The organism is Bradyrhizobium sp. CSA207 (genome assembly GCF_029051685.1).
Classification (GTDB): Bacteria; Pseudomonadota; Alphaproteobacteria; order Rhizobiales; family Xanthobacteraceae; genus Bradyrhizobium.
In genome coordinates this window covers 218385-236770 of sequence record NZ_JAACFT010000004.1, presented here as the reverse complement: position 1 = coordinate 236770, position 18386 = coordinate 218385, and the positions used below count along the sequence as shown (strand labels likewise).

The window sequence follows — 18386 nt, the reverse complement described above, 5'->3', positions numbered from 1 at the left end:
TTCATTCCGCCGCCTCGGCGCCGTAGCCGCCGCCGCCGCAGGTCTCGACGGTGACGAGATCGCCCTGTTGCAGCACCAGGTTCGACTTGCCGTCGATTGCGATGTTCTTACCCTGCCGGATCAGCGAGATGCGGCAGGGCTTGCCGGGCTGCCCGCCCTGCATGCCGTACGGCGGAATCACCATGCGCTCGATGCAGGTGGTCAGGTGCATCGAGGGTGCCAGGATGCGGTAGGCGCGAACTACGCCGTCGCCGCCGCGATATCTGCCCGCGCCACCCGAATCCCGGCGGATAGCCTGTTGCTCGACGCGGATCGCGTAGCTCGCCTCGATCACCTCAACCGGCGTGTTCGAGGTGTTGGACAGATGCACCCGCGTCGCCGCTATACCCGGACGATTATGGCGCGCGCCTTCGCCGCCGCCGTGGACTTCGTAGAGCATCCGCCATGAACCGTTCTGCCGCGGTTCGGCAAAGAACAGCACGCCCGCTGTGGTTGCCCCGCCCGCCGACAAGCGCCGGGGAACCGTGTCCTGCATGGCACGGAAAATCGCATCGACGATGCGCATGGACGTCTCGTGATTGCCGGCGGCAACGGAAGCCATCCAGCCCGGCTCCAGGATCGAGCCCGGGCGCGTGATGATGGTCAAAGGCCGCAGCGCGCCCATGTTCTGCTGCATGTCGCGCCCGCTCATGATGCGCGCGGCGTAGGCAACGGCGGAACGTGCCATGAACGGCGTCGTGTTGCAGAAATTGGAAACGCGGTCGCAGCTTCCGGACAGGTCGAAGGTCGCCTCATCGCCGGCGATGGTGATCTTGACGTGAATGCGCGCCGGCGCATTGTCCACGCCGCCGTCGTCGAGATAATCCTCGCCTTCATAGACGCCGTCCGGTAGCGCGCGAAGCGCCTCGCGCATCTCGATCTCCGACAGATCGTGCAGGCGCGCCTGCGTCGCCGTGAAGACCGGCTTGCCGTGCATGCGGCAGAGCTCGATGATGCGCCGTTCGCCGGCCTTGGTCGCCGCAATCTGGGCGAGCAGATCGCCCTCGCAGGCCTCGGGATCCCTGACATTGGCCTTGAGGAGCTGAATGATGGGCGCGCTGACGCCGGCGGCGGTCGCGATCAGCACCGGCGGAATGCGCATCGCCTCCTGGAACGTGTCGATGGCTTTGGCAAAATAGCTGCCGGGCCAGGTGCCGCCGATATCCGGCCAGTGCGCAAGGCTGACCGCGAACGCCACGATCTCGCCGTCGACGAAGACGGGACGCACGACCTTGACGTCGTTGAGGTGATTGCCGCCGAGCGCGCCGAGATTGTAGATCAGCACGTCGCCGTCGTTCAGGCTGTCGGCCGGCACCACCTTCAGCAATTCGGGGATTGTATAGGCCATCGCGCCAAGATGGATCGGGATATCGCGGCCCTGCCCGACCAGGCCGCCGCGAGCGTCCGTGATCGCCGACGACAGATCGCCGGCCTCGCGCAGCAGCGGCGAGCGCGCCGAGCGCGTCATCACCAAGCTCATCTCCTCGGCCGCGGCGGAGAACCCGTGCCTGATGACTTCGACGACGAAGGGGTCGAGCTTCATGGCGTCCCCCGGGTCAGGAACAGGTTGCCGGCGGCGTCCGGCCTTGCCTGCCAGCCGGGCGGCACCACGACGGTCGACCAGGCGTCTTCGATGATGGCGGGACCACTGACCACATCGGACACCGCGGCGCGATCGACGATCGCGGTCGCAATCTCATGGCAGCCGTCGAACGAGCAGATGCGGCGACCGGTGGACACGGCCCGGAGCGCAGTCGCCGGCCGGCTCACAACGGTCGTCGACGGGCGGCGCGCCTGCACCCGCACCGATTCGATGACGCAGCTCTCGCTCGTCGCATAGCCGAAGAGCTCGTGATGCCGCGCCAGAAAATCCGTCTTCAGCCGCGTCACGTCGAGCGGCAGCGCGAGCGGCACCGGAATGGCATCGTTCTGCGCGGCGTAGCGCATCAGGGCGACCAGTTCGACCTCGATCTCGGCTTGCGCGACGCCATTGGCGATCAGTGGCGCCGAGGCATCGCCGATCAGCGTCGCGATCCGCTCCGAAACGCGGCCGAGATCGATGCTGTCGAGCGCCGCCCGCAAGGTCTGCTGCTGGAGGAAGCTGAAATCGGCGGTGAGACAGCCCAGCGCGGAAAACGCGCTCGACGCGCTCGGCACCACGATTGATTCGATGCCGTAGAGATCGGCAAGGCCCGCGGCATGCATCGGACCGCCGCCACCAAAGGCGAGCAGCGTGCAATCGCGCCCGTCGATGCCGCGCTCGACCGTGACGCGGCGGAGCGCACGGGCCATCGTCGCGTTCGCGACCTTGATGATGCCGAGCGCCGTTTCGGTCATGCTCAGCCCCAAGGCTTGCGCGATCGGTTCGATGACGCGCGCGGCGGCCTCGACATTGATGCCGATGCGATCGCCAAGCCGGGTTTCCGGATTGAGATAGCCCAGCACGGCGTTGGCGTCGGTGATGGTAGGCTCGATGCCGCCTCGGCCATAGCAGGCCGGCCCCGGCTCCGAGCCGGCGCTCTCCGGCCCGACCGTCAGGCCGCCGGGCCCGTTGCGCACGATCGATCCGCCGCCCGCCCCGATCGAGTGAACCGCGAGCATCGGCTGACGCAGCGGCTTGTCGCCGAGCATCCGGCCATCCGTCATCTCGGCCTGGCCGTCGACGATCAGGCAGACGTCCGTCGTGGTGCCGCCCATGTCGAAGGTCAGCACCCGCGAGGCGCCGAGCTGGCGCGCGATGCTGACGGAGGCCGATACGCCGGCGGCCGGCCCCGACATCGCCATCACCAGTGGCCGCCTCTTCACCGCCGAGATCGGGACCATCGCGCCGGCCGAATGAAATACCTGCAAGCCGGGGCCAATCGGCAGCCGCTGCTCCAATTCGCTGAGGTATTCGACCGCGATCGGCATCGCCGCCGCGTTGAACACGGTCGCCGAGGTCCGTTCGTATTCGCGCGCCTCGGGATTGACCTCGTGCGACAGCGAGACGTGGGCGACGACGTCCTTGAGGCGCTCGCCGAGAATCTTTTCGTGCAGCGGGTTGGCATAGGCATGAAGCAGGGCCACTGCGACGCTCTGGACACCGGTCTGCTTCAGCCACCGGACCAGCCGCTCGATCTCCGCTTCATCCAACGCCTTCAGCACCCACCCTTCATGATCGAGACGCTCGGCGAGCCCGAAGCAGAGTTCAGGCGGCACCAGCGGCGGCGATTTCGGCGGAATGTCGAGGCGATAGAGATCGCGCCGGCGGTAGCGCGCGATCTCGAGCACATCGGCAAATCCGTCGGTCGCGACCAGCGCCACCTTCGGCAGCCGATTCTCGACGATGGCGTTGGTCACGCGCGTGGTGCCGTGCACGAAGCGCTTGACCTCGCTTTTGCGCAGGCCCACGGCCTCGATGGCCTCGAGCATCGCTTGAACGGGCGCCTGCGGCCGCGACGGCACCTTCGCGATCCGCGTCTCCGCGGACTCGCGCCGGATCGCGATGATGTCGGTAAAGGTGCCACCGATATCGGTGCCGACTTCCCAATGACTGGCGGAATCGCTCATGTGCAGGGATCAGCTACGGATGACGTCCGGACCGGACGCCGGGTGCTTCCCATCCATCGCGACGTCCAATGCCGAACTGAGACTGCCCATCATGCATCCCCTGTCATGCCACCGCCTGCGAGCGTGCGACAGAGCTATGGGCTCCGGATAGTGCCAGAGTTGTCGCGAACCATTGGACCAGCGCCCGAGGGACGCCGCGCGCTGCGCCACCGGCTGCACGTTTTGGTGCAGCGGTGCCTGCACAGAGTGCAGACGAACACGGACTGCTCCACGTGAGAAAAGTGCAGTGCACCACGGATTCTCCCGCGCAGAACGCGGCGCTCGCTGCATTGCGATCCAATCCCCACAAACCTTCTGTCTAATTTGGAGGCGATCGAACGACGCCGCGGCGTCTTCGGGCGCCCACGAGCTATGCATGGCGGTCGGTTCAGCCTCTCTTTATTGTACGAACAGTAAGAGTGCTATTTACCGTATCGGCGGGAAGCCGATGCCGATGCAACCTGCGATTCTCGAAAGCAGCGAAGACCGGCATCGAGCGATGGGACGGTCACACCAGGCTCGACTTGCTGCGGCTCAACACCTCGCCCCGCCCTTGTGATGGTCCAGTCAACCACGCCCGGCGGGCGCATTTGCGCTCGAAACTCGGGCAACCACAGAGGACCGCAGGCGCCGCCAGCCGATGACGGCACCGGTGACGGAAAACATTAGCCCAAGCATACAAAAGCCGACGATCAGGGCGTCACGCAGGCGCGGGCGCGCCAGCAGCACCGGAAAGTCGAGCGTGTGCAGCGCGCCGTAGAACCAGCGATAGGCCCGCCGCGAGGAATCCAGCCTTTGCAGCACGCGACCGTCGGCCCCGTCGATATCGAACCAGAGGTCGCCGCAGCGAGAGCGATAAACGGGCGCACCCGGGATGATAGACTGTGCGGGATAGTCGTCGTCACCGGCAAGAACCGACGGCAGGTCGCATCCAACGGCAAAACGCATCGTCAAACCCTGAACTTCGCGCGCATTCAAAAATCCCGTCCGTCCGCTACGAGCAGCTTCGCCTGCCCCAATCAGAGCTTGCTCGCCGAGACCAATCCGCTCGCGTCGATAGAGGTTGCCGTTGAAGGCAAACCATTCGACTTCGCGGGCGGCTGACGATATCGGCTTCCGATCGAGCGATGCGGCTGTCGTCCAGTCGGGCGAAGCATTCGTCATGCCAGCTTCAATCGCGCTCAACTGCCCGCGCGAGAACAGCCGGCCGTGATCCATGGAAAGCCAGCCGCTGAAAATCCAGGTCAGCACGAAGACCATCGCTGCGAGGCCGATGAGGTGATGCAGGGCATGCCAGCCGCGGTATGGCGAGGAGATTCGCCGCTTGCGAATCCTGATCCGGGCGATTCCGAGCGCTGCGCCTAGCACCGCCGCGATCAGGGCCAGCAGCGACAATGTCCAGACCACGCGATCCCATAGCGCCCAGTTGCTTCGCAGAACCGTGGGATAGATCCAGTGCAGGACGCTACCGACCATATTCCAGCTGCGCTCGCGTCGTGTCGTATCAAGGACGATTTCGCCGGTGCGCGAGGAGACATAGACCTCGGTCCCGGCGGCGTCACCAAGGGCCACACGAAACTGCGGTCGGTGGCGATCAAAGCCATTGGGAACGATCCATTGATCATAGTCCGCCTGAGCGAGGATGGTTGCGCCCATGGCATCGAGCCCGCGATTGCGGGCATGATCCTGTGCTATGGCGAGCGCAAGTTCGGCAGACGTCGCCGATGCGACGGCTCCGTCCGAGGCGCGGACCGCGCGCACGAGTGACGCTCCCGAGACGACGTACACCGGTCCATCGCTGCGCTGGATCAGTCGAACGCGCGTGGACTCGGCGATCCCGCTTGCAACCACCGCGTCAGTAGCAGAGATCGTGACCTGCGCGCGATCCACCGTCCCCAGACCGGCAAACCGCTCCGCTTCCGTCAGCGACGGAAACGGAACGAAGTGCATCACGATTCCCGTCGCGAACCACATCGCGAACAGCAGACAGAACGCGATCCCGAGCCAGCGGTGCAGCAGGACGATCACGCCCATCATGTGTTCAACGCCCTACCATTTGAACGCAGCCGAGATCTCGTAGGTGCGCGGCGCGCCCAGCAATACCTGGTCGGGATAGAACGGATCGCCCCAGATCGCGTAGCGCTTGTCGGCAATGTTCCGTACCCGGAAGGTCAGGCGCGCCTGGTCGACCGCAGAGAATACCGTCCTTGGGATATCGACGAAGGCGTAGACATCGGCCACGGTATAGGCCTTCAGCGTCACCGTGTTAGCGTCGGTGTTGTAGCGGTCGCCGACATGGCGGCCGACGATCCCGAGTTCGACCGGCCACGGCGTGAAGAACCGGTAGGACGCACCGGCATTCGCAACGATCCGCGGCACGTTCGGCGGCGTGTTTCCAGAGAACGAGCCGCCAACGAAATTGTAGTCGGCATAGCGCGCATCGACATAGGCGATATTGCCCCACAGACGCAGCGGCTCGATCGGACGCACTGATGCGGCGAGCTCGACGCCCTTCGACTCCTGCCGGCCTGCGATGTTGAGCTGCATGCCGCCTGCCGCCGCATAGACGTTCTTGCGAACGATGTCGTAGGCCGAGAACGACCACTCCGCCCGGTTGTCCCAGAGCAGGTGCTTGACGCCAGTCTCGTAGGTGCGCGCCGTCGTCAGATCGAGCGGCTGAGTAGGCCCGAGCAGAAAGATGTTGTTCGCCGAGATATCGGCGCCGGTGGCGTACTGGCTGAAGAAGGTCAGGCCGGGAACGGCCTCCCACGTATAGCCGATACGGCCCGTGACCGGCGCCCAGTCCTTCGAGAACGGGAAGTTCGCCTTTTCCAGCCCGTTCTTGTCGGTCGAATTGCGGTCGAGTCCGATATGCTCGACACGCAGGCCACCGACCAGCGCGAAGCTGCGCGTCAGCTTCAGCCGGTCCTCGAACGACAGCGCTTCGTTGTCGATGCGCGCGGTCTGCTGCTGCGTCGTGAGCAGGCCGTAATAGCCGCGAACGGGATCGACCAGCGAGACATCATCGTTCGGGAAATTTGCGGCGCCCGGCCTTACGAAGTCGAGGTAACTCGACGAAAGGGTCGTGACCAGGCGGTTGTCGAAGCCGGCGATATTGGTGTCCCAGATCAGGTCGGTGATGTTGCCGACGAGGCGCTGGCTGTGCGCGACATAGAAGCGCTCGCGGTACACCCGGTTTGTTGTGGAATCGAACGCCTCGATCTCGTTGTTGAACCAGGTGCGCTCCGCGCCGTAGCCATAGGCCTGGCTTTTCAGCGTCAGGTCAGGCGCCAGTTTCAGCTCGAAGCCGCCGCGCAGCCACACCTCCTGCGCCACGTTTCGGTTGTCGAGGACATTGTAGTTGGTGTTGAACGTGCGGTCGTCGACCGTCACGGATCCAAGATCAGTCCTGTTGAAGTAGTTGCCCGAGACAATGCCGGTCGTGGCGTGTGAGCCGCTGAAGGCGATCGGAACCAGCGGCACGCCCCAATAGGCCTTCGAGCGATCCTCGCGGTACTCGATCGCGCCCCAGATCTTAAGACTGTCGGAGATGCGGTAGTTGAGCTGCCCCGAGACATCGAGCGTCTTGGTATTGGTGTCGTCAGCAAAGCCATTGAGCGAGGATCGGCTGATGTCGAAGCGGTAGTCGAGGCCCTGGACGTTGGTGCTGCCGCCGGAGCCGTAATGCGCGCGGAAGGAGTTCAGGGAGTCCCAGGAAAAGTCCGCCTCGTTGCGGATCGGTCCGGTGTGCGGCTGTTTGGTGACGAAATTGATCGCGCCGCCGGCGGCGCCCTCGCCCGAGATCAGCGAGGCCGGGCCTTTCAAAAATTCCACCGCCTCCAGATTGGCCGTGTCGGCGATCCGCGAGGTCATGTTCTGCGGGCCGATCTTGATGCCGTTGTAGAGTGTGTTGATCTGGCTGTTGGTGAAGCCGCGCATCGAGAAGGCCGAAGGCTCGGCCGGATTGTCGCCGGAGGTGACGCCGACTGCGCCCTGCGCCACGTCGGAGACGGTGCGATAACCCTGCTCGCGCATGGTCTCGGCCGAGATCACCTCGACGGTTGCCGGGATTTCACGCACGGTCAGGCCGAGGCGCGAGGCGCTTTCGGCGACCGCATTGGTGTTGAGCGGCGTCTGCGCAGTTGCAGCCGGCACGATCGGCTTTGGCGCAGCCGGTGTTGCAGCCGGCCTGCTCGCCGCCGCGCGACGTGGCCCCTGCCCCGCGCGTCGGGCGGGCTTGACCGGCCTGCGGGACTGTTCAGGCGCGGTCACCTCGACGGGCGGCAGCGGCTCGCGGACCTGCTGCGCTAACGCAGCGGGCATATTAGCGGCAACAAACGACGTAAGGGCAGCGGAGGCGAACAGAAATTGACGCGGTCGCACACTCGGGACGGATGACATGGTCGAGACCTCGGTATGACGTCAGTGGCACGTCACAGCGAACGAGGTCTCACCTTGGCTTGTCAGCCTTCGATGAAGCCGAATGTCTGTACTCCCCGACCGACATCTTCGCGTGTGACCACGGCTGACGGCAGGTCTCCTGGCTTGCGGGTCATCACCTTGCGTCGCCTTCCCGGGACCGAGATACCCAGTGGCTCGTGACGCAAGATTCGCCGCTTACAGTTGCGGGGGCAGCCGCGGCATTGGGGACAACGTCCCCGCACCGCATTCCCTTTTCATCCCCGGATGGGGAAACCGTCACGGCCATCTAGGATTACGATCCAGACAGAGTCAATGTGCCTGTTGCGGCGTTGTTGCCACAGCGACCAACTTTCCTTGGAGATTTTCACATGGAAGGCGAGACCTTCCTCTGGCTGATACGTCATGCGGCCGTCGACGGCGTCGCGGGGACCATCCATGCCGCCGACGCCGCGGCCGATCTCGGCGATCGCGCGCAATTGGAGGCCTTGCGGCGATATCTGCCGCAGGACGCGGCCAGTTACGCGAGCCCGGCGCGACGCACGATCGAGACGGCGCGCGCGCTCGGGCTTGAACCGGAGTTGATGGGCGAATTGAGCGAACAGGATTTCGGCGACTGGACGGGGCAGCGGCACGACGATCTCGCCGCAATGGGTAGCGACGCCTATGCGCAATTCTGGAGCGATCCGGCGCGCGCTCGGCCGCCCGGCGGTGAGAGCTTCGAGGATCAGGTCGCGCGCGTTCGGCTGGGTCTGTCACGGGTCGGAGCAGGATCCGCAACGCTGGTCGTGCATTCCGGCACCATCCGGGCCGCGCTGTGCATCGCGCTCGATCTGACGCCCGAAGCGGCCTTGCGCTTCGTTATCGATCCGCTGTCGCTGACACGGATCGATCGGCTCTCGACGGGCTGGCGTGTCGTCTCGGTCAATCAGCGCATGGCATGAACTGGATCAGGCCGGACGATCTGGCACATTGGCCTGCGCGAACGTCGCCATGCCGTTGTGAAGGCTGCAGGCGAGCCGCACCAGCGGCAGCGCGATCGCGGCGCCAGACCCCTCCCCGAGCCTGAGATCAAGACTGATCAGCGGCTGGACGTTCAAGGCACGAAGCACCAGCCGATGGCCCTGCTCCGCCGATTGGTGCGATGGCAGCAGGAACGGCTGGCACGACGGGTTGAGGCGCACCGCCGCCAGGGCCGCGACCGATACGATGAAACCGTCGATCAGGATCGGGATGCGGGCTTGCGCGGCCGCGATGATCGCGCCGCAGATCGCTGCGATTTCGAGGCCGCCGACGGCACACAGGATCTTTTCGGCCGATGCACCGGCAACCCCATGACGCACGATCGCGGCATCGATCACGCGGGCTTTGTGCGCTCGGCCGGCGGCATCGACGCCGGTGCCGCTGCCGGCGATCTCCTCGGCGCTCACGCCGAGCAGGCCTGCGGCAATCGCCGCTGATGCCGTGGTGTTGCCGATGCCCATCTCGCCGAAAATCAGAAGATCGGGCTGGCTCGCTTCTGCGCGCGCGACCGCGCGCTGTCCGGCTTCGAAGGCAAATGCCAGCTCCGCCGGCTCGAGCGCGGCTTCCACGCTGAAGTCGCGGCTGCCGTTGCGCGGCTTGTCGGTGACAGCGCCCGCCATCCCCTCCTGCGCCAGCGTGCCGGCGTCGATCACTTCCAGGCTGGAACCCAATTCACGCGCCAGCACCGAAATCGCGGCTCCGCTCGAGGCGAAGTTCGCCATCATCGCAATCGTTACCTCTTGCGGATAGGCCGAGACGCCCTGCGCGACGATGCCGTGATCGCCGGCGAAGATGATGATCGGTACCCGCGCAGCGCGAGGCTGCTCGGTCGCTTGCAGGCCCGCGAGCTCGATCGCGAGCAGCTCGAGCCGGCCGAGCGCGCCGGTGGGTTTTGTAAGTTGCGCCTGACGCCCGATCGCCGCCGCGCGATGGACCGCGGAGATGCCGGGGCATTTTTGATAGACCCATTCGGGGAGCATGCTGCCTCGCTTGGTTTACGGCCTGCGCTTGAGAATGTAACTGTCCATGATCCAGCCATGTTGCTCGCGCGCTTGCTGCCGTGCAGCCACGATGTGTGGGCCGATCTCCGCAAGCGCGCCGGACATGACGATTTGATCGGGCATGCCGAGATACGCGCCCCACCAGATGTGCAGGCCTTGCGGATCGAGCGACTGGAACGCCGTGCCGCCATCGAGCATCACCACCACGGTATCGACGCCTTGCGGCCAGCCGCCGTCGCGCAAACGACGACCGGTCGTGACCAGAAAGGGTTCGCCGATATCGTTGAGCGGCAGCGCATGCGCCGCGCATAGCGCCTGGATCGATGTGATGCCGGGGACGACTTCGATCGTCGGCAAGGGATCAAGCCGCCGCGCAATGCGCAGCGAGGAATCGTAAAGCGACGGATCGCCCCAGATCAGCAGCGCGACGCGGCCCTCACCTTCGAGATGGCCTGCGATCGTCTGCGACCAGGTCGCGGCCACGGCGTCGTGCCAGTCGTCCACGCCCTTGCGATAGTCCGCTTCGGCCGCATCGCGCACGGGAAGATCGAATTCGGCAATGCGCGTCGTGTCGCTGGTGAGCACGTCGGCGCAGATCGTCCGCCGCAAATCGGCGAGATCCGATTTCGCAGCCCCCTTGCGCGGGATCAGGACGAGATCGGCCGCATTGATCGCACGAACCGCGGCGCGCGTGAGCTGCTCGGGATCGCCGCAACCGATGCCTATCAGGGAGAACGTGAGCATCTTACCTGCGAAGGGCGGCCGCATTGGCCGCCCTTTCGCTTGTCTCTAGGCCGCGTTGTGCAAACGTGGCGTGACGAGGCCGGGCGCGGTAACGCCACGCAGCGACTTCGCCAGTGCCAGCACGGCGAGATCGGCGAGCGGCTCGATCACGATCACCAGCGCGTAGGACGCCGCGAAGGTCGCGATGTTGGCGAGGTTGGTCGCGCCGAAGCCGGAGCCATAGAGCGCCCAGAACGCGACCCAGGCGATGACGCCGGACTGATACGTGGTCGAAAGCGCCAGCGCCTGGCGATACCTGAGATCGACATAGGCAGTGTTGCGCGCAATGATCCGTGTGGCGATTGCCTGGATCGCGAACAGCGGCACCAGCAGCGTGGTGACGTTCATGCCATATTGCGGCAGGTCGACCGGCTCGAAGAACATGCCCTGGAACAGCAGCCCGAGCGCGAGGCCGAAGGCCGCCGGCGCTGCGCCAAACAGCAGGAACAAGGTCGAGCCGAGGATAAAGTGCACCTCGGACACCCCGACCGGAAAGTGCGGCAGGATCTCGAAGAAGGTGAAGACGAGGCCTGTGGTGGCGACCGTCCGCGCCGCGAACGAGCCGATGCCCTGCTCGCGCATGGTCTCGGCCGCAAGCTTCAGCGCAACGCCGCCTGTGGCGATGCCAGTTGCGTAACTCAACACGAGCTTGGCGCCCGTTACTATCCCGGGTTCGATATGCATGGCTCAGATCCTTCCTGCCGTCACACCCGACGGCCTTGGCCTCAAAACGTGCACGGCCGGTCTCCTGGCTCGCGGTTCACTGGGTTCTCCGGCCTTCCCGAGCCTTGCGGCCCAGTGGCTGATTGGAGTCCCTCACCGCTTACAGTCGCGGGGGCGGCTGGGGTTTTGGGCGCCGCCATTTGGTCCGCCCATCCCCATTCCCGATTATGCTCCGGCGCTTTGCGCCGCGTCGAGCACCATGCGTCTCCTGTGTGCCCCTTTCGCAAGCCGGGCGTCAAGGGGCGAGCGCGGGCAGCGGCCATCATGACGGATATTCTCCCGCCAGCGCACCAAACAGGATGACGGCCGCCGTGGAGGCAGCGCCACCCCGCGCAAGCTGTTCGGCCAGCTCGGCAATGGTGGTGCGGACCAGCCGTTCGTCGGAACGGCCAAGAGATTCGGCCAGCAGCGCCGGTGTGCCTGGGGCGAGGCCATGTTCGATCAATTTTGCGGCAAGCGCCGGAAAGGTCCGCCGGCCCATATAGACGACGGTGGTTGCTTCCCGATCAGCCAGCGCCGCCCAATTCAGGTTCTGCGGCAACTCGCCGGTGACATCCGCTCCGGTCACGAACTGCACCCGACGCGAGGTGTGGCGCCGGGTCAGGGGAATGCCAGCTTGTGCGGCCGCAACGCAGGCCGAGGTGACGCCGGGAATGATCTCGTAGCCGATGCCGGCGTCGCGCAGCGTCTCGAGCTCCTCCTCGAGCCGGCCGAAAATGCCGGCATCGCCCGACTTCAGGCGCACGACGCGTGAGCCCGTCGCGGCATAGTCGACCAAGAGACGGTTGACGTGGTGCTGCTTGGTCGAGGGCCGTCCCGCCCGCTTCCCCACCGCGACAAGATTGGCACCGGGCCGGGCCAGATCGAGAATCGCGCCGGATGCGAGATCGTCATACAGCACGACGTCGGCCTCGCGCAGCCGCGCAGCACCTTTGAGCGTGAGAAGCCCAGGGTCGCCGGGACCGGCGGAGATAAAGGAGACGAACCCGCTCACCGGTCCTCCGCGATCAGATGAAAGAACGTGCCGGTGGCATGGCCGCGCCGCGAGCCGGTCTCGGCGATGACCGCACCGGTTGCGTCATGCACGACTGCGAGTGGCGTATCCGGCTGCGCGACGATGGTCGAATAGTGGAACTCATGGCCGCGCAGGCGTGCGCCGGCCTGGTGTCCCGGCATCGGCGCGGCCAGCTCGGCCAGACGATAGCCCAGATGCATGCGGCGTTTGGCAAAGCTCGTCTCCAGGCCGAGCAGACCCGTCATCTCATGGCGGACGCCGTCGGCGTCGGTGAGGCCTGCGCCTAGCACCATATAGCCTCCGCACTCCCCATGCACCGGTCGCGTCTCGGCGAAGGCGCGTAAGCCATCGCGAAAGCGGGTATTGGCTGCAAGCGTTCCGGCGTGAAGCTCGGGATAACCGCCGGGCAACCAGCAGACATCGGCGCGCGCGTCGGGCGTTTCGTCGGCGAGCGGCGAGAACGTCGATATCTCGGCGCCGGCGGCGCGCCACCCCTCCAGCATATGCGGATAGACGAACGAGAACGCGGCATCGCGGGCCAGAGCAATTCGCTGACCTGGCGGCGTCACGTTGAGGCCGTTTCCCGCCGGTTGCGGCGACCACGCGGCGGCCGATCGCAGCACGGCATCGATATCGACATGGGTGCTGACGAAACGCGCGGCCTCATCGATCAGGCTGCCGATCTCGGCCTGCTCCTCGGCCTGCACCAGGCCGAGATGCCGCTTCGGCAGGCTGATCTCGGCATGGCGCGGCAGCGCGCCGAACACGGCGATGCCCGCATCGGCAAGCGCACGCCGCACGAGGTCTTCGTGGCGCGGGCTGGCGACGCGGTTGAGCACGACGCCGGCAAGGCGCACGCCCGCGCGATAGTCGCGCAAGCCGGCAGCGATGGCCGCCGCCGTCTGCGCCTGTCCGGAGGGATCGATCACCAGCAGCACAGGCCAGCCCAGCATCTCCGCAATATCGGCGGTCGCGCCCGTGCCAGAAACGCCGCACGCAGCGACGCCGTCGAACAGGCCCATCGAGCCCTCCGCGAGCACGACATCGGCGTCTGCACCGCGACCGACGAGATGCGCGATGGTCGCGCGGTCCATAGCCCAACTGTCGATGTTAACGGAGGCGAGACCTGTGGCGGCGGCATGGAATGCGGGATCGATGTAGTCAGGCCCGCTCTTGAAGCACTGCACCTGCAATCCGCGATCGCGCCAGGCGCGCGCGAGCGCCAGCGTCAGCGTCGTCTTGCCGACGCCGGAGGCCGGCGCGGAGATGACGAGACCCGCGGGCATCAGGACGCCTCCGGAAAGCGCGGCTCGGCGCCGACCGGCCGATAGCGGCGGTCATAGTCGGCGGCATAAAGGCGGCTCTCGGAAAAATCCACCGAGCCCAGCGTTTTGCCGACCAGGATGAGCGCGGTGCGTTCGAGCTCGGCGCCGACAGCGGCATCGAGCGTTGCAAGCGTTGCCCGGACGATGCGCTGGTCCGGCCAGCTCGCGCGCCAGACGATGGCGACCGGGCAGTCGGCGCCGTAATGCGGGGTGAGCTCGGCAATAACCTTGTCGAGCAGGTGGATCGACAGGTGGATGGCGAGCACCGCACCCGTGGCCGCAAAGGCGGCGAGCTTCTCGCCTTCGGGCATCGCGCTGGCGCGGCCCGGCGTGCGCGTCAGCACCACGGTCTGCCCAAGACCCGGCAATGTCAGTTCGGCTTCGAGCGCCGCTGCCGCAGCCGAGAAGGCCGGCACGCCCGGCGTCACGGTGTAGGGAATGCCGAGCGCGCGCAGACGGCGCAGCTGTTCGCCCATCGCCGACCAGATCGAGAGATCGCCGGAATGCAGCCGCGCGACGTCTTTGCCGCCGGCATGCGCAGCGGCGATCTCCGCGACGATCTCATCGAGCGAGAGCGGCGCCGTATTGACGATCCGCGCACCGGCCGGGCAATGCGCCAGCACGCCCGCGGGCACGAGCGAACCGGCATAGAGACAGACCGGACAGGCCGCGATCAGGTCGCGGCCGCGCAACGTCAGCAGATCCGGGGCGCCCGGCCCCGCGCCGATGAAATGCACCGTCATTCGCCGTCTCCTTCCGCGATCGCCGCGGTCGCGGTTCGATCGCGCGAGACCACGCGCGTCGCGATCAGTCGCGCGCGAGGTCCGGCTGCCGCAAGCGCCGCAGCCTCGGCGACGGAACCCGCGCCGAACTTTTCGATGATACGTCTTGACTGTGTGGACGTGTCGATATCCGCCAATACATCGGCTGGAACGGCCTTGATCGGCACACCGCATTCGCGCGCAAGCTGCTTCAGTGCCTCGGTGCCTGCCTTCTCGCTGACCGTCGCCACCGCCGCGAGCCCGGCAAGACCCCCGGCCGCAACGAGCGCCTCGCGCAGCGAGGCGAGCGTAACGTCCTGCTTGAACCCGAAGCCGGCGACCTTCATCTGACCGCGCTCCATTGCACCACTGGACGCGCCGTCTCCCAGGAACGGTAACGACCGAGCGGGCCGGCATGCGCAATCTCGACCCGCATCAGCTCGCCGCCATGGCGCTGATGCAGCTCGCCGAGCAGTGCTTCCGTCTCCAGCGTCACGGCATGCGCGACGAGCCGCGCGCCCGTCGCGAGCCGCAACCACAGGGCATCGAACAACGTAGCGTCCAGGCCGCCACCGACGAAGACGGCATCCGGCGCCTCCAGCGCAGCCAGAGCTTGCGGCGCTGTCCCCGCGATCACGGTGATCCGATGCGTCAGTCCAAACGACGCTGCGTTGCTGCGGATGTTCGCCGCACGATCCTGGCGCGCCTCGATGGCGATCGCGGTTCCGCCGCACAGCGCCCATTCGACCGAGATCGAGCCCGAGCCGGCGCCGATGTCCCACAGCCTCTCCCCGGCGCGCGGCGCCAGCGCCGAGAGCGCCAGCGCGCGCACCGGCCGCTTGGTGATCTGGCCGTCATGGACGAAACGATCATCCGCAAGGCCCGAGCTGCGGGGAATGCCCTGCGTCCCCCTCGCCTGCACTGCCACCGCAACCAGGTCTCCGGCAATATCCCCAGCAAAGAGATCGGCGCGATGCTGGTCGATGCTTTCGCGTGGGCCGCCAAGCGCAGCGAGAGTCCATAAGATTGAAGCGCCCCATCCGCGCTCCGTCAGCCATTTCGCGAGATCCCCGGCCGCCGTCGCGTCGCGCACCAGGCAAATGATGCGTGCACCTCGCGCCAAATGCGGCACAAGCCGCTCGAATGGCGCAGCATGAAGGCCAAGGCACGTCACGGACTCAAGGCGCCATCCCAAGCGCGCCGCAGCGAGCGAGAAGGTCGACGGCGCCGAATGCACAACCCATTCGCTCGTCTCGAGCCTTTCGGCGAGGCTTGCGCCTGCGCCGTGCCAGAACGGATCGCCGGAGGCGAGCACTGCCGTTGGCCGGCCGCGGCAACTCAGCACGACATCCGCGTCGAACGGCACCGGCCATGGACGGCCGCGCCGACCAACGTCTGCGAGCGCAAGATGACGCTCGCCGCCGAAGATGGTTTCTGCCTCGGCAAGCGCCTTTCGGCTTGCTTCGGACAGACCCGCAAGGCCATCTTCGCCGATACCGATGATGGTCAGCCAGGGATCAGCCATGACGCGCGCCCTCATTCTGGGCGGAACAGCCGATGCGAGCCTGCTCGCAGCGGAGATCGCACGCGCGGGTATCGAGGCCGTCTACTCCTATGGCGGCCGCACCCGCACGCCGGCCGACCAGCCGCTGCCGACCCGCATCGGCGGCTTCGGCGGCGTCAGCGGGCTTGCCGATTACATTCGCCGTGAAGGCATCACGCATATGATCGATGCGACGCATCCCTTTGCCGCCGAGATGAGCCGCAACGCGGTCGAGGCGTGCGCGGAAACCGGCACGCCGCTGATCGCGCTCGAGCGCGCGCCCTGGAACAAGATGCCAGAGGACCATTGGATCGAAGTCGCTGACCTCAACGCCGCGGTCGCCGCGCTTCCGGCAAGCCCGGCGCAGGTCTTCCTCGCCATCGGCCGCCAGCACATCGCGCCGTTCGCGGCAAAGCCGCAGCACGTCTACACGCTCCGTTTCGTCGATCCGCCCGAAGCGCCCCTGCCCTTCGCCGCGGATGTGATCGTGTCGCGCGGACCGTTTACGCTCGACGCCGAGTTGGAGACGATGCGCGCGCGTGACATCTCGTGGATCGTCGCCCGCAATTCCGGCGGCGACGGCGCGCGCGCCAAAATCGACGCCGCCCGCGAACTGGGCCTGCCCGTGGTCATGATCTCGCGGCCAGAGCTGCCCGAACGACGACGGGTGGAGAGCGCGGCTGAAGTGATGCACTGGCTTGGTCATCGGACCTGCCTCGGCGCGTAGATCCAGCGGCCAACGCGGCGCGTCTGCGAATTGCCGACGATCACAAGCGTGCGCATGTCGGCCATCTCGGGCCGGGCCTCGTTGAGCGTGACGGTCTCGATCCGCTCGTCCGGCACGCTGACCGCACGTGCGAAGATCACGAGGCGCTCGCCGTAACCCGCGTCCTTCAACAGCGCCAGCGCACGACCAAAACCCTCGGGCCGGCCCACCGAGCGCGGATTGTACATTGCGATGGCAAAATCGGCTTCCGCGGCGAGCCGCAACCGTTTCTCGATCACCGCCCACGGCTTGAGATTGTCGGAGAGATTGATCGCACAGAAATCATGGCCGAGCGGCGCACCGGCGCGCGCGGCCGCGGCCAGCATCGCGGTGATGCCGGGCAGCACGCGGATCGGAAGCTCCCGCCATTGCGGTGCCTGTTCGAGCGCCTCGAACACCGCAGACGCCATCGCGAACACGCCGGGATCGCCGGAGGACACGACGACGACCTGGCCGCCTTCGGCAGCAAGCCGCAACGCCTCGCTAGCGCGCTGCAGTTCCTCGCGGTTGTCGGAGGGATGCAGGGTGAGCCCAGGTCGCGGCGGCACACGTGCGACATAGGGCGCATAACCCAGAATGTCGGTAGCGGCTGCAAGCGCGACGGAGACCTCGGGCGTCACCAACGCGTCGCTGCCCGGCCCAAGGCCCGCGATGGTCAGCGTGCCCATCATTCGGCGGCGTCCAGATGGCGACCCTTGCCGTGCACGAGCACGATCGCGAAATAGGGACAATCGGCGGCGTCGATCTCGGCGAGCCGGGCGACACGCTCGCTCGGCATGGTGCCGCGCTCGACTAGCCAGGCATCGCCCAGCCTCCCGGCAGCAGCAAGCGCACGGCGCACTTTCGCGAGATTGCGGCCGGTCTTCATGATGATCAGCGCTTCGGAATCCCGCATCCGCCGTTCGAGTTCGGCCTCGGCCAGCGTGCCCATCAGCACCGTCGTGACATCGTCGCCGAGCGCAATCGGCTGACCGACGGCGTTCCAGCAGCCAACCATGCCGGGAATGCCCGCAATCACCTCGATCTCGACGCGGCCTTGCAGGCGCGTGTGCAAATGCATGAAGGAGCCGTAGAAATAAGGATCGCCCTCGCAGAGCACGACGACATCGACCGCGCGCGCGAGCCGTGCCAGGCGCTCCGCCCATTCGTCGTAGAAGCCGGCAAGCAGGCGGACATATTCGGGACTGTCGAAGGCGATCTCCGTGGTGACCGGATACTCCATCGGATATTCGGTCACGTCGCTCGCGAGCATGCCCTCGACGATACGGCGCGCCTGGCCCGGACGGCTTTTCTTGCGAAAATAGGCCACGTGTTTTGCGGCGCGCACCGTCCGGTCCGCACGCACGCTCATCAGATCGGGATCACCGGGGCCAAGACCGCAGCAGATGATGCGTCCCATC

The 18386-nt window shown here is 66.4% G+C and carries 16 protein-coding genes and 2 riboswitches; of the genes, 2 read left to right on the top strand and 14 right to left on the bottom strand.

What is annotated here, in order from left to right:
- Position 1: 1 nt before the first annotated feature.
- From GWG65_RS06055 to GWG65_RS06040, 4 genes are all read right to left on the bottom strand, one after another.
- Entirely contained in the window at positions 2–1582 is a 1581-nt protein-coding gene (locus GWG65_RS06055) for a hydantoinase B/oxoprolinase family protein (RefSeq protein WP_275194495.1), read from the bottom strand.
- On the bottom strand, positions 1579–3588 hold the full coding sequence (locus tag GWG65_RS06050; RefSeq protein WP_275194494.1) for a hydantoinase/oxoprolinase family protein: 2010 nt from the start codon (positions 3586–3588) through the stop codon (positions 1579–1581). The genes GWG65_RS06055 and GWG65_RS06050 overlap by 4 nt, the downstream gene beginning before the upstream one ends.
- Before the next feature lie 606 nt (positions 3589–4194).
- Positions 4195–5664: a PepSY domain-containing protein gene (locus tag GWG65_RS06045; protein WP_275194493.1), complete on the bottom strand. Its 1470-nt coding sequence runs from the start codon at positions 5662–5664 to the stop codon at positions 4195–4197.
- A gap of 12 nt (positions 5665–5676) precedes the next feature.
- Entirely contained in the window at positions 5677–8028 is a 2352-nt protein-coding gene (locus GWG65_RS06040; protein WP_275194492.1) for a TonB-dependent receptor, read from the bottom strand.
- 111 nt (positions 8029–8139) lie between these two features.
- A riboswitch (cobalamin riboswitch) is annotated at positions 8140–8342 on the bottom strand.
- A gap of 75 nt (positions 8343–8417) precedes the next feature.
- Here GWG65_RS06040 and GWG65_RS06035 point away from each other — a divergent pair.
- Positions 8418–8990, top strand: a complete 573-nt coding sequence (locus GWG65_RS06035; protein WP_275194491.1) for a histidine phosphatase family protein — start codon at positions 8418–8420, stop codon at positions 8988–8990.
- A 6-nt stretch (positions 8991–8996) separates the two neighbouring features.
- Here the strand turns inward: GWG65_RS06035 and cobT are convergent, their stop codons facing one another.
- From cobT to cbiE, 8 genes are all read right to left on the bottom strand, one after another.
- Positions 8997–10049 carry a nicotinate-nucleotide--dimethylbenzimidazole phosphoribosyltransferase gene (gene cobT / locus GWG65_RS06030; protein ID WP_275194490.1) on the bottom strand — a complete coding sequence of 351 codons (1053 nt, stop codon included), beginning with the start codon at positions 10047–10049 and terminating at the stop codon, positions 8997–8999.
- A gap of 15 nt (positions 10050–10064) precedes the next feature.
- Positions 10065–10814: a precorrin-6A synthase (deacetylating) gene (cobF, locus tag GWG65_RS06025; RefSeq protein ID WP_275194489.1), complete on the bottom strand. Its 750-nt coding sequence runs from the start codon at positions 10812–10814 to the stop codon at positions 10065–10067.
- A 45-nt stretch (positions 10815–10859) separates the two neighbouring features.
- On the bottom strand, positions 10860–11537 hold the full coding sequence (locus tag GWG65_RS06020; protein WP_275194488.1) for an energy-coupling factor ABC transporter permease: 678 nt from the start codon (positions 11535–11537) through the stop codon (positions 10860–10862).
- A gap of 36 nt (positions 11538–11573) precedes the next feature.
- Positions 11574–11793, bottom strand: a riboswitch (cobalamin riboswitch).
- Positions 11794–11838: 45 nt separating this feature from the next.
- Complete coding sequence (gene cobA / locus GWG65_RS06015) at positions 11839–12570, bottom strand: uroporphyrinogen-III C-methyltransferase (RefSeq protein WP_275194487.1); 732 nt, start codon at positions 12568–12570, stop codon at positions 11839–11841.
- Positions 12567–13877 carry a cobyrinate a,c-diamide synthase gene (locus tag GWG65_RS06010; protein ID WP_275194486.1) on the bottom strand — a complete coding sequence of 437 codons (1311 nt, stop codon included), beginning with the start codon at positions 13875–13877 and terminating at the stop codon, positions 12567–12569. The genes cobA and GWG65_RS06010 overlap by 4 nt, the downstream gene beginning before the upstream one ends.
- The gene (cobM, locus tag GWG65_RS06005; RefSeq protein WP_275194485.1) at positions 13877–14659 is read right to left on the bottom strand and encodes a precorrin-4 C(11)-methyltransferase; all 783 of its coding nucleotides are present in this window, start codon (positions 14657–14659) and stop codon (positions 13877–13879) included. Before cobM ends, GWG65_RS06010 begins: the two co-directional genes overlap by 1 nt.
- Positions 14656–15024 carry a cobalamin biosynthesis protein gene (locus GWG65_RS06000; protein WP_275194484.1) on the bottom strand — a complete coding sequence of 123 codons (369 nt, stop codon included), beginning with the start codon at positions 15022–15024 and terminating at the stop codon, positions 14656–14658. Before GWG65_RS06000 ends, cobM begins: the two co-directional genes overlap by 4 nt.
- Positions 15021–16202: a precorrin-6y C5,15-methyltransferase (decarboxylating) subunit CbiE gene (cbiE, locus tag GWG65_RS05995; RefSeq protein WP_275194483.1), complete on the bottom strand. Its 1182-nt coding sequence runs from the start codon at positions 16200–16202 to the stop codon at positions 15021–15023. Before cbiE ends, GWG65_RS06000 begins: the two co-directional genes overlap by 4 nt.
- Between cbiE and GWG65_RS05990 the strand changes: the two genes are divergently transcribed.
- Complete coding sequence (locus GWG65_RS05990) at positions 16201–16947, top strand: cobalt-precorrin-6A reductase (protein ID WP_275194482.1); 747 nt, start codon at positions 16201–16203, stop codon at positions 16945–16947. The two genes, cbiE and GWG65_RS05990, sit on opposite strands and share 2 nt — an antisense overlap.
- Here the strand turns inward: GWG65_RS05990 and cobJ are convergent.
- Together cobJ and GWG65_RS05980 are read right to left on the bottom strand one after the other, a co-directional pair.
- Positions 16923–17657 carry a precorrin-3B C(17)-methyltransferase gene (gene cobJ, locus GWG65_RS05985; protein ID WP_275194481.1) on the bottom strand — a complete coding sequence of 245 codons (735 nt, stop codon included), beginning with the start codon at positions 17655–17657 and terminating at the stop codon, positions 16923–16925. The genes GWG65_RS05990 and cobJ overlap by 25 nt on opposite strands.
- A complete protein-coding gene (locus GWG65_RS05980) occupies positions 17654–18385 on the bottom strand; it encodes a precorrin-2 C(20)-methyltransferase (protein WP_275194480.1) in 732 nt (243 codons plus the stop codon). Before GWG65_RS05980 ends, cobJ begins: the two co-directional genes overlap by 4 nt.
- Position 18386 lies beyond the last annotated feature (1 nt).